The 10,927-nt window shown below is 65.1% G+C and carries 11 protein-coding genes; 6 read left to right on the top strand and 5 right to left on the bottom strand.

Features of this window, described 5'->3' with window-relative positions:
- The first annotated feature begins 35 nt into the window (after positions 1-35).
- Positions 36-593 (top strand): hypothetical protein, encoded by a 558-nt coding sequence (locus AAF184_22070; GenBank protein MEO0425038.1) that lies wholly within the window; start codon positions 36-38, stop codon positions 591-593.
- A gap of 110 nt (positions 594-703) precedes the next feature.
- On the opposite strand, the gene AAF184_22065 is transcribed toward AAF184_22070, so the two are convergent.
- A complete protein-coding gene (locus AAF184_22065) occupies positions 704-1,987 on the bottom strand; it encodes a toll/interleukin-1 receptor domain-containing protein (GenBank protein MEO0425037.1) in 1,284 nt (427 codons plus the stop codon).
- Between the two features lie 65 nt (positions 1,988-2,052).
- Here AAF184_22065 and AAF184_22060 point away from each other — a divergent pair, with 65 nt between their 5' ends.
- Positions 2,053-2,556, top strand: coding sequence for a macro domain-containing protein (locus AAF184_22060; protein ID MEO0425036.1), 504 nt, complete (start codon positions 2,053-2,055; stop codon positions 2,554-2,556).
- Here the strand turns inward: AAF184_22060 and AAF184_22055 are convergent.
- Entirely contained in the window at positions 2,540-3,484 is a 945-nt protein-coding gene (locus AAF184_22055; protein ID MEO0425035.1) for an SDR family oxidoreductase, read from the bottom strand. The two genes, AAF184_22060 and AAF184_22055, sit on opposite strands and share 17 nt — an antisense overlap.
- A 184-nt stretch (positions 3,485-3,668) precedes the next feature.
- Between AAF184_22055 and AAF184_22050 the strand changes: the two genes are divergently transcribed.
- Positions 3,669-4,568, top strand: a complete 900-nt coding sequence (locus AAF184_22050; GenBank protein ID MEO0425034.1) for an AraC family transcriptional regulator — start codon at positions 3,669-3,671, stop codon at positions 4,566-4,568.
- 52 nt (positions 4,569-4,620) lie between these two features.
- On the opposite strand, the gene uxuA is transcribed toward AAF184_22050, so the two are convergent.
- Positions 4,621-5,802, bottom strand: a complete 1,182-nt coding sequence (gene uxuA, locus AAF184_22045; protein MEO0425033.1) for a mannonate dehydratase — start codon at positions 5,800-5,802, stop codon at positions 4,621-4,623.
- A 68-nt stretch (positions 5,803-5,870) separates the two neighbouring features.
- Between uxuA and AAF184_22040 the strand changes: the two genes are divergently transcribed.
- Complete coding sequence (locus AAF184_22040; GenBank protein ID MEO0425032.1) at positions 5,871-7,118, top strand: Nramp family divalent metal transporter; 1,248 nt, start codon at positions 5,871-5,873, stop codon at positions 7,116-7,118.
- On the opposite strand, the gene AAF184_22035 is transcribed toward AAF184_22040, so the two are convergent.
- Positions 7,115-8,038 (bottom strand): hypothetical protein, encoded by a 924-nt coding sequence (locus AAF184_22035; protein ID MEO0425031.1) that lies wholly within the window; start codon positions 8,036-8,038, stop codon positions 7,115-7,117. The two genes, AAF184_22040 and AAF184_22035, sit on opposite strands and share 4 nt — an antisense overlap.
- A 253-nt stretch (positions 8,039-8,291) precedes the next feature.
- Between AAF184_22035 and AAF184_22030 the strand changes: the two genes are divergently transcribed.
- A complete protein-coding gene (locus tag AAF184_22030; GenBank protein ID MEO0425030.1) occupies positions 8,292-9,032 on the top strand; it encodes a carbonic anhydrase family protein in 741 nt (246 codons plus the stop codon).
- 14 nt (positions 9,033-9,046) lie between these two features.
- Here AAF184_22030 and AAF184_22025 read toward each other — a convergent pair whose 3' ends face one another.
- Complete coding sequence (locus AAF184_22025) at positions 9,047-10,015, bottom strand: LysR family transcriptional regulator (GenBank protein MEO0425029.1); 969 nt, start codon at positions 10,013-10,015, stop codon at positions 9,047-9,049.
- 280 nt (positions 10,016-10,295) lie between these two features.
- Between AAF184_22025 and AAF184_22020 the strand changes: the two genes are divergently transcribed.
- The coding region (locus tag AAF184_22020) for a porin (GenBank protein ID MEO0425028.1) at positions 10,296-10,927 on the top strand (632 nt) is incomplete at its 3' end.

The following is a 10,927-nucleotide window of genomic DNA, read 5'->3' as shown; positions in this document are numbered from 1 at the left end:
TGATCTCACACAACAGACCGAGAGGGCGGACCACCATGAGACACCGTACAGCGCTCCCAGCAGCCTTGGCATCGCTGCTGATCACTGCGCCTAGCTACGCCGTTGACCCCCTGTCCAACACCGCCCCCGATACCGGCGTAGCTGGCGTCGAGTGGGTGCGCCAGACCCTGGCATCAGGTTTCGACAGCACTGAACTCACACCGATCGCCTGGTCGCAAGCCCCCGATCGAGCCGGGAGTCTCGGCGGCACCGTGAGCGTCACCTCGATCCAAAGCGCGAGCGCCGATGTCGTCACGCCTGCGATGGCTGAGGTCGACTCCTTGGAGGAAGTGGTGGCCGTTGGCGTACGTGAGCGAGACCCTGAGCAACGGCAATGGGACCTACCGATTGCCGAAGAGCCGGAGAACGACTGGCACCGACGCGAGGGCTCGGTCCGCACGGATTCCGGCCGCGTGGCGGTCGGTCGCGCGGTGGTCTTCCAGGACGTGAGCGATCGCCGCCGCTACGACGCGCATCGCGATGAGTACCGCGATCCCCGCCCGCAGCAGTCAGTGTCGGTTGGTGTTCTGGGCGGACGACGCGCTCAAGACTAGGCTCACGGTTCGCCGATGCGGTCAGTCTGCGCGCTGAGAGGCGGCGTGATCCTGCTGTGTCTAAGCCAACTGCTCCCGCGAGCGATCCACTCGCAGGGAATCACCCGGCGCTAGAGCGCAAACAGGTAGTAGTACTCGGACCAGAACTCCCCGCGATCCGTCTCCACCCGAAAGCGCAACACCACGTTGCTCGGCATCGACTTGTACGACGTCAGCACCACCCCGAACCGGTAAGGCTCGTCGGGTTGAAGGTAGACGGGATCGCCCAAGGCCGTCGTCTCCACGATCGGCAGACCGGTCCATTCATAGTCGAGGGCACCGATGACGGAACGTAAGGTGCTCGGGCTTGGATAGCGGCCAAAGGTCTGCACGAAGTCGCTCAGCGCGTCGGACGCGTCGACCACGGTGTCGCCCACGCGGAAGCTGTCCGAGGGTGGGTGCGCCGGCATGGCGATCTCGTACTGCTCATCGATCTTCACGCGCGTCGTCTCCCAATCCCCGAGGGACACGGTGATCTGCGCCGCGAACTCGATCTCCACCCCCAGCGAGAGGATGACCAACGCCTCCCCCGTGTGGTTCGAGAGCAGGATGTCGAAGCTCGGATCGATGGCCTCGTTCTGCAGATCCTTCTGGGCGAAGAAGCGAGCGGCCTGGCGGCAGCGATCGGGATGGGTGAAGAGGGCTGGACACACGTAGGCGCCCTCCGCCTTGCGCGCCTCCAGGTCGGCTGCGAGCTCGGGATCATCGCCCGCCATGGCGAGTCCACGTTCGTAGTAGTAGTTCGGTCGATCGCGCGGGATCTCCTCCCAGTACGCGTTTTCAGCATCCAGGGCTACGCGTAAGAAGCGAAGGGGGGCCTCCGCCGGGGTCGACGGTGTCCGCAGGAGATAGGCACCACCCATGACGACTCCTGCCAGCAACACGCCCAATGCAGCCGTTAGTAAACCGTGACGTCGGCCACCGTCACCGGCTAGCGCGTGCAGCACCGCAGCGATCGCGTTGCCCTTGGGCTCGAGCACGGTGATCGAGCGCAGGTAAGGCGGCAGGCGACTCGGATCGTAGTCGGAGATAGCGATGGGGAGCACACGGCCCGTGGGGTCCGGCCAGCGCTCCTGGGCGTAGCCGAGTTCGGTGAGGGTGTAGCGCGAAGGGTCGAGGGCTGCGTCGCTGATCAACACGAGCATCCGGTCCGCGGACGCCACCTGCGCCTTGAGCTCCGCATGGTAGGCATCGCCCGCGCGCAGATCGATCGAATCGATGAAGACGCGATGACCCTGCTGGACGAGGGCGTGGTAGAGCTCCTCGGCGATCGCGCGATCCGATGAGGCGTAGGAGATGAAGATGCGCACGACGCCCTTGCCCGTGAAGCCCGAGTTCAGAAGGATTCTGCGCATCGAGTAACCCATCAGCAAGGGAAGTTGCGTTTCTTGGAGGAGGATCCTGACCCGCTGAGGGACTCATGACCAAGCGCGCATTCTCCGTCGTCGACGGCGATCTCCTCGAGCAGGACGTCGAGGTCATCGTCAACGCCTGGAACCGCAACATCATTCCCTGGTGGCTGCTACTGCACCAAGGCGTGTCCGGCGCGATCATCAAGCGGGCGGGGCTGGCGCCCTTTCGGGAGCTTGGGAGGAAGGGCCCGATCCCTCTGGGTGGCGCGGTCGCGACCGGCGCCGGTCGCCTGCCCTACCGGGCGATCATCCACGTCGCCGGCATCGGCATGCTCTGGCGCGCCTCGGACCGGTCGATCCGCGGCGCTGTCAGCAATGCGCTGGCGTTGGCGAGCGAGCGTGGCTTTCAGTCCATCGCCCTGCCGACGATCGGCGCAGGCACGGGCGGGGCGGGCGAGGAGGTGGTGCTGAGCGCGATGCGGGAGGAGATCGCCGCCGCGGCGTACGCCGGCGAGGTGAGAGTCGTCCGTTACCGTGCGGCCGAGCGAGGCGCGACTACAACGTCCAGCTAATGCCCGTCTTCTGCTCCGAGAGCGTCCACAGGTTAGCGGCCATATCCGGATCCAGCGCGCACTCATCCAGCTGACACTCCGCTACGGGCCCCACCGTGTCCGCCCGCTTCGTTGGGCCGTAGAGCTTCCCCGTGGCCAACGCAGGCTCGGTCGCACACATGACTTCAGGCCAGGCTCCCCGCTCTGCTGACTGCGCGATTACCCGAGAGAGCACCGACCAGAGAATCTTGTGGAAGGTACTCGCCGTGTCTCGCAACAGATTCGTTCGCGAAGCCCCGGGATGGCAGACGAACACTTGCACGGCCTTGCCAGTCGCCTCGATACGACGCTGAAGCTCGTAGGCGAACATCATCTGCGCCAACTTACTCTGCGCATAGGCGTTCCAGGCCGAGTAGCGATGATCAAAGTTCAAGTCGTTGAACTGAATTTGGCGCAGACCCATCTTGTAGGCATTGCTGCCGACGACCACGATGCGCCCGGCGCAAGCCTCGATACGGGCGAAGAGTAGCGCGCACAGCAAGAAGTGCCCGAAGTGATTCACGCCGAGTTGGCTCTCGAAGCCATCGACGGTGAGTTCCTGCTTAGCGACCTGGGCGATGGCTGCGTTGCAGATGAGGGCGTCGATGCGCGGGACCTGCGCCAGCACTTGCGCCGCCGCGTCGCGCACGGAGTCCAGCACCGCTAGGTCCAAGGGCACGAACGACACGCGCGCCTCGTCGCCGAACTCCTCTCTAAGGGTAGCGATCGCCGCCGTCGACTTCTCGGCGCTGCGGTTGAGCATGACCACGCTCGCGCCCTTGGCGAGCAACACCCGCGTGGCTTCGAATCCAGCCCCCGCGTTGGCCCCGGTGATGAGGTACGTCTTGCCCGCCAGTGAGCGTAGCCGCGCGGGCGTCCACCCTCTCGGGCCGAAATTGCTGGTTTCCATTGCCTTGCGTGACCTGTGTGCCGAGGGCAGCCGAGGGTGAGCCCAATAGGAGCGGAGCGCCCCAACGCGAGGTAGGCATAATATGTGTCGTGCTCGATTCAAATCAGTCGAAATGGGATCGATTACTAGCTCATTCGTATCGCAATGGTGGAGTAGTCACCCGCAAGGTCGATATCATCACGCAATGTCCATCGATGACGCTCGGGCCCTCCTCGACCGAATCGCCCCGGTCAGCGGCCTCCACGACACGGCGCTGGCCGGCGTGCAGGTGTTTCGCGTCACGGCGCCGGTCGAGCGCACACCGGCGGTCTACCCGCCGAGCCTGTGCGCCCTACTCCAAGGCGCCAAACGAACCCTCTACGACGGCGCCACCCACGCCTACGACGCTCAGCACTACCTGTGCAATGCGATGCCGCTGCCAGTAGAGGCGGAGGTACCAGTCGCCTCGCCCGAGCGACCCGTCCTCGGCCTGCTGGTGAGCCTCGACACCGCCGCCATGGGGGAGACCCTCGTCGCCTATGAAGCCTCCGGCAACGAGGCGGTGCCTGAGGATGAGGTCACCGGCCCCGGCCTGGTGGTGGCGCCGTGGGACCCCGCGTTCCAGGATTCGCTGTTCAGACTGATAGACGCACTCGCCGATCCGGTGGCCTTGCACGTACTCGGCAGCGCCCGCCTGCGGGAACTACTGTTCTGCATCCTGCGTGGCCCGGCGGGCCAGCGACTACGCCGACGCCTGGGACAAGGCAGCCGCATCGGCCGGATCGTGGGGTACATGCGCGAGCACCTATCCGAACCGTTGACGGTGGAGGACCTTGCCCAGCGCGCGGGCATGAGCCGCGCCGTCTTCCATCGGCGTTTCAAGGAGGCGACTGCACAGTCGCCCCTTCAGTTCATCAAGGCATTGCGCCTGAACGACGCCGCGATGCTGATGACCCAAGGGTTGAGCGTGAGCACCGCCGCCAACCGCGTCGGTTACTCAAACTACTCCCAGTTCAGCCGGGAATTCCGTCGGCAATTCGGGTGCAGCCCCCGCGAATGGCGAACGTCGAGCCCCGAGGTGGATGTACAAGCCTCCACGCCATGACAGGCGTATCGTGCCGCCGAGGCAGGCGAGGCGACTGCCATGCACCGACGTTTCAGGGTTCCCCTCGCACCGAACGAAGCGCGTGAATGACACCGCGCAGCTCCGCTAGCCCTTTCATACGCCCGGCGTAGGAGTAGCCCGGACGCACCCGATCATCGCCTCGCTCGTCTCGCATCGTATGGCCATGATCCGGACGCATTGGAAGCTCCTGCGCTCCGCGCCCTGCGCGCTGCGCTTCGGCATCGAGCAAGGCGTTGACGATACCCACGATGTCGTTATCGCCATCCAGGTGCTCAGACTCGTAGAAGGAGCCGTCCGCCTCGCGCTTGATGTTGCGCAGATGCACGAACTGAATACGATCGTGAAACTCGCGGATCATCGCCACCAGGTCGTTGTCGCCGCGCGCACCAAAGGAGCCGGCACACAGGGTGAGGCCGTTCGATGGGCTGGGCACGGCGTCGAACAAGGCTCGCGCATCCTGCGGGGTGGAGAGCACACGCGGTAAGCCGAAGAGCGAGAACGGCGGGTCGTCTGGATGGATGGCCATCGTGACCCCAGCGGCCTCGGCATGGGGCATGACCTCCTCAGCGAAGGCGATTAGATTGGCTCGGTAGCGTTCGTTGCCGAGCGTGGCGAAGGTCTCGATGGCCGCACGTATGCCGGCCCGATCGTAACTACCCTCTCCCCCCGGCAGGCCGGCGATGATGTTTCTTTCGAGCGCCTCGCATGCTTGCGGGGTCATGGTCTCGAAGCGCTCGCGAGCGCTTTCAAGCACCTCGTCGCTATAGCTGGCCTCAGCATCGGGGCGGCGCAGTACGTGCACGTCGTAGGCCGCAAAGTCTGCCATCTCGAAGCGCAAGGCCTGGGCCTTGTTCGGCAACTCGTAGGTGAGGTTTGTGCGCGTCCAGTCGACGACGGGCATGAAGTTGTAGCACACCCGTCGCACGCCAGCCGCGCCCAGGTGGCGCAGGGTCTGGCCGTAGTTGTCGATGAAACGGCGATAGCGGCCTGAGCGGGTCTTGATGTCGTTGTGCAGCGGCACCGACTCGACCACGGACCAGTTAAGACCCGCATCTTCGATCAGTCGCTTGCGCTCAGCGATGTCCTTGACGGGCCATACCTCGCCCGTGGGGATGTGGTCGAGAGCGGTGACAATGCCAGTGGCGCCCGCCTGGCGAACCTCCTCCAGCGTGACCGTGTCATTCGGGCCGAACCAACGCCATGTCTCTTCCACTGCGACGAACCCTCTCGATGCGGAGCAGGCGCCCGGCCGCCCCGACAGCTCTGCTATCGTGTCCACCAATGCTAGACCGAATCGCCAAGGCCTTCGCGCTTTTTCTGCCCGGCATCTTTCTGCTCGGCTTCAACATCGGCACAGGTAGCGTCACCGCCATGGCCAAGGCCGGCGCCACCTACGGCATGGCGCTGCTGTGGACTATCGCCTTCTCGTGCCTGGCCACCTACGTGATGATCGATGCCTACGGGCGCTTCACCCTGGTCACAGGGCAGACCGCCCTGCACGCCTTCCGTCGCCATATCCATCCCGCCGTCGGGGTGTTCTTCATCGTGGCCCTGACCGCGGGGGTCTGCGGCAGCGTGATGGGGGTGATGGGTATCGTGGCGGACGTGTGCGCGACCTGGTCGAGGTCGTTCGTTGACGGCGGCATCGATGCGGTGTGGTTTGCCGGCTTCTTCGTCGGCCTCGTCTACATCATCTTCTGGAACGGAACCACCAGGGCCTTCGAACGCAGCCTCGCGGTGATCGTGGCCGTCATGTCCGCTTGCTTCATCGCCAATTTTTTCCTACTCATGCCGCCCCCTGCGGAGCTTCTCGGCGGCCTGGTACCGCGCCTGCCCGAGGTGCCGGAACACGAAGTGCGGGGCCCCTATCTGGTCATCGCCTCGATGGTGGGGACCACGGTGTTCTCCGGGCTCTTCATCATTCGAACCACGTTGGTGAAGGAGGCCGGCTGGACCCTGGCCCACGCGAAGCGACAACGCCATGACGCGCTCTTTGCCGTCGTCATGATGTTCGTGATCAGCGCGGCGATCATGGCTGCCGCTGCAGGCACGCTCCACGCCGAAGGTTTGGCGCTTGACGACGCGGCACAGATGATCAGCCTACTCGAACCGATCGCTGGCCCGCTGGCGAGCGCGGTCTTCACCATCGGCATCGTAGCCGCCGGCGTGTCCTCGCAGTTCCCCAACGTGCTGATGCTGCCCTGGCTCTTGTGCGACTACACGGGCTCGCCGCGCGACATGACCCTGCCCCGCTACCGCCTCATGGTATTTGCGATATCCCTGCTCGGGTTGGTGGTGCCTGTCTTCGAAGCGCGGCCGTTGCTGGTGATGATCCTGTCCCAGGCCTTCAACGCGGTGATCCTGCCCGTGACGGTGGGGTGCATTCTCTACCTTGGCAATCGTCGCGATCTCATGGGAGCGCACCGCCACACCTTGGCCACCAACGCCGCACTGACGGCAGTGTTGCTCTTCTCTCTGGTCACCACCGCCATGGGGCTACACAGCGTGGCCCAGCTCATCGGGGGCTAGCGCGGTTTGAGCTTGCTAACGGAGAAATTCGCAAAGCGTACGATCTCTTCCTCCGGTCGTAGATTCTCGAGATCAGCGACGGATCGGTAGATCCCCCACTTCGGTCGCACGAAGTGGCGCGCAGACTCGCCCCGCCACAGATCCAGCGCCGGCACGGTGATGTCGAAGATGGTTTCGCCATCGCGCAGCCGCGTGGCGATCAAACGCAACTCGCCGGCCTGCGCAAAGGTGGCGCGGCAGTACACTTGCAGCCACTCACCGGCGACTTCGCTCCAGGGTTCACGCGCGAGACGGGTGCCGCCAACGCCGGGGCTGTGCCGCACCTCTATGCCGTCCTCGCCGCGACGCTTGGCGCCGGAGATAGTGAGAATCGGTTGACCATCCTGGCCGCCCACCGCCTTCAGCTGGAAGAAGTGGGAAAAGCGCTTCGACACGGTCATCGACGCATTGATCTTGAACTTCCAGGTGTAGATGAGCGTCTCGTTTTCGAACCCCTTCAACGCCCGCTCTGACTTGTCGTAGGCCTTGATCTCGTTGCGTTGGCGATCGTCCTTGTCCAGGCGATCGCGATCGCGGTCCGCATCTCGATGGATGACGAACACGAAGTGGGGGCCGACCACCGCGTCGGTGTCTTCGTAGATGTGTTCAGTGCCCGGGTGGTTGACGCGGTAGAGGTCGGGCGCCTCGATGGATCTTGGTCCGCCAAAGCGTCGGATCAGGGCGTAGGCGTCGCGTCCGGCTCGGGGACCATCCGCATGCAAGGTGCGCTCCGTGAGCACGGAATAGGAGTCGCGGTCGGCCAGGACCAAAGGGGACCATTGCTCCGCGGACACGGGCGCTGCTTCCACAGCGTCGGCCGCAGGGCCTGAGGCTACCGCCGGTGTTTCGCTCGCGCCGTGCGCCAAGAATGCCATTGCCATAAGCGCAGCACCCACTACGCGTTGTGCAACCGCATGCCGACTGGTCCGCGCGCCGCTGACGCAATGACCTCTGCCGTAGATGGGCTGTCCGCTAGCCGACCTCATCACCACCTGACCTTCCTCGTGGATTCCGACGCGTGCCGCACCAATGCTCACGGGGCGCGCGCTGAACACCTTGTTGCGTCCAGCATCGTCAACTGAACTGTAGTGGTTCGCACCGCCCCCGTCGACGCATCTATCGAGGCGCCCGTTCATGCACTACACACTTTCCATCCTCGCCCTGTCGAGCTGGACGCTGGCCATCATGCCGTTCATCGCGATCGGAGCACCCGAGTCGTCGAGTCAGCTCTACACCCTGCCAGGTCTCGACCACGGGTTGATGCAGTCGCCGGTGAATATCCTGACCCAGGACACGCACAGCGGCGACCACCGCGTACTGTTCCATGACGATCACATCGCCGCCGACGCCGTACGCAACACCGGCCACTCTGTGCAGCTGCCCCTCGCCACCGGGGCAACGGTGGAGTTCGAAGGCACGCGCTACGCGCTCTCCCAATGCCACTTCCACACGCCTTCCGAGCATCAGGTGGATGGCGTCACCTATCCGATGGAGATGCACTGCGTCAGCACTAACGTTGAGCAGAGCGACCCGCCGGATTACCTGGTCGTGGGTTTCTTGTTCAGGATGGGCGAGGAGAGCGCCTTCATCAGCAAGTTCGTATCAGCAATCCCCAGCAAGGCCGATACCTCCGCTAGCTTGAAGGGCGCCCCCCTGTATCTCGAAGACATCGTGCGCGAAGCGTCAATTCAGCAGGGCTACTACGCCTACCGGGGATCGCTCACCACGCCACCCTACACCGAGTCGGTACGCTGGCTGATACTGAAATCCGTCCTGCGGGCGAGTCCTGCCCAAATCGAGCGCATCAACGCCACGGAGGGAAACAACGCCCGACACGTGCAGGCGCTCTTCGGCCGCACCGTCGACCAACAGTAGCAGGCCCGGTGGGGCTAGTTGGGCGCGGCAGCACGTACGGCCTCGAGAAAGCGCTGCACCTTGGGGCTGCGGTGTAGATCGACGTGCGTCGCCACCCAGATGCGCGTGCTCCAGCGGGGCTGAGGGCTCTCGAGCGACACCAATGCCTCCGGGTGGCGCTCGGCCACCTCTAGCGGAAGAAATCCGATGCCCACACCGCTGATGATCGCCCGAATCAGCACGCGCGGATCGTTCGTTTGGAAGGTGCGCGCATCATCCGGCGCATGGCGCCTGAGCCACACCACCAGGCCCGCAGGCCCCTCGGGCTCGAGCACCGCGAAGCGGTGCCCCTGGTAGCGCCCGCTCCCCGTCGGCGGCTCGCCGTGTTTCGCCAGATACTCGCGACTGGCGTACAAACCGAAGTGGACCTCGCCGAAGGGCAACACCACGTAGTCGGGGTGCGCTGGCTTGCGGCCGAGACGAAAGGCGATGTGCGCTTCCCCGTACTCAAGGCGCAACAGCTCAGGCCCCTCGATGAACTGCACCCTCACCTCGGGGCACTGCGCCTGAAAGTGCTGCACCACCGGGATCACCTTGAAGGCAGCATCGGCGAGTGACGAGACGATGAGCTTGCCGGACAAGGCCGACTCGCGGCCGAGAGCCTTACCTATCACCGATCGGAAGTGCGCTTCGGACGCCTCTGCGGCCCGAATGAGCTCCAGCCCTAAGTCGGTGGGGGCGTAGCCGCGCGCATGGCGGTGGAACAGCTTGGCCCGCAGCGCCTGCTCCAGGGCGTCCACGTGGCGAATCACCGTCGCGCGGTGGATGCCGAGATGGTCCGCCGCGGCGGACACCGTGCCCAGGCGCCCGACCTGATAGGCGGTCTTGATCTCCGTCCAATTCTGCATGGGCGGCGTCGCCTCGGCGGCGGCCGCCATGCTGGCGCTGCGAGGCGATCTCGCCGACGAGCGCTGCTGCGGCGTCGGTCGTGTGTCGTCAATCATCGTCGTCCATGCTCCCAGCATTGAGGTGGGCTCACCCCGGTGGTGAGCCGCGCCGAAGCGCTGCGGCGAATATCAGGACCGACTCGCTTCTACTCAAGCTGCACAGGCGCGCACTGGATGTGCACATAGGCGCACACCGACTGGCCGAGACGACGCCGGGCTGGCCACGATGTTCGCGGTAACGCTTCACGCATGCACCTGCACTGCGCGCTGCACGCCTATTCGTGTCGCGGCGGGGTCGGGAAGCTAGTGGCTGCATCTCAGCCCAAGGAAGTTCGCGATGCCGACCCCTCCCTCGACGCCCACCCTCGGCCGCCCGGCCCGCACCCAATCGGCCATCGTGCTGCGCGCTGCCGTCGCCTTCGCCCTGCTGGGCGCACACATCGCCGCCGCCCAAACCTACAGCGAGCTCGACGCCCTCAAAGCGCAGCTCGATGCCCTCGCCGAAGTCGTGGCGCAGCAGGCCCTTGAAATCGAACAGTTAAAGCGCGGCACGACGGCAGCGCCCGAAGGGTCCCCCCCACCTGCCACGGCCGTCGCGGATGCCGACCCGCAGGCGCAGGGCCGCCCCGCCCGTCAGCCGCTGGGTCGCTTCCCTGACGATGCCATCGTGACGGCGGGCAACTTCGACGGCGCCATCCGCATCCCCGGCACGGGCGCCTCCGTGCGCCTCGGCGGCTTCATCCGTGCGGAGGGCAATTACGACCTGGACAACGCCGGCTTCCAGGACTCCTTCAATCCGCGCACGATCCCGCTGGATGGCAGCACGAGCGATGACACGCAGCAGGTGCGCTTCCACGTGCGCAACACGCGCGTGAACCTGGACGTGCGCAACGACACGGCCCTAGGCGAATTCCGCACCTTCGTGGAGTTCGACTTCTTCGGCGGCGGCAACGAGTTCATCAGCAACTA

The organism is Pseudomonadota bacterium, assembly GCA_039815145.1.
GTDB lineage: Bacteria > Pseudomonadota > Gammaproteobacteria > Steroidobacterales > JBCBZW01 > JBCBZW01.
This window is presented reverse-complemented; position numbering and strand designations above follow the sequence as displayed.

Excerpts from the sequence above, each read along its gene's own strand:
- AAF184_22065 (MEO0425037.1), bottom strand. The coding sequence starts at position 1,987 with ATGCGCAGAATCCTTCTGAACTCGGGCTTCACGGGCAAGGGCGTCGTG.
- AAF184_22055 (MEO0425035.1), bottom strand. The coding sequence starts at position 3,484 with ATGGAAACCAGCAATTTCGGCCCGAGAGGGTGGACGCCCGCGCGGCTA.
- AAF184_22050 (MEO0425034.1), top strand. The coding sequence starts at position 3,669 with ATGTCCATCGATGACGCTCGGGCCCTCCTCGACCGAATCGCCCCGGTC.
- AAF184_22025 (MEO0425029.1), bottom strand. The coding sequence starts at position 10,015 with ATGATTGACGACACACGACCGACGCCGCAGCAGCGCTCGTCGGCGAGA.
- AAF184_22040 (MEO0425032.1), top strand. The coding sequence starts at position 5,871 with ATGCTAGACCGAATCGCCAAGGCCTTCGCGCTTTTTCTGCCCGGCATC.
- AAF184_22070 (MEO0425038.1), top strand. The coding sequence starts at position 36 with ATGAGACACCGTACAGCGCTCCCAGCAGCCTTGGCATCGCTGCTGATC.
- AAF184_22035 (MEO0425031.1), bottom strand. The coding sequence starts at position 8,038 with ATGGCAATGGCATTCTTGGCGCACGGCGCGAGCGAAACACCGGCGGTA.
- AAF184_22030 (MEO0425030.1), top strand. The coding sequence starts at position 8,292 with ATGCACTACACACTTTCCATCCTCGCCCTGTCGAGCTGGACGCTGGCC.
- AAF184_22060 (MEO0425036.1), top strand. The coding sequence starts at position 2,053 with ATGACCAAGCGCGCATTCTCCGTCGTCGACGGCGATCTCCTCGAGCAG.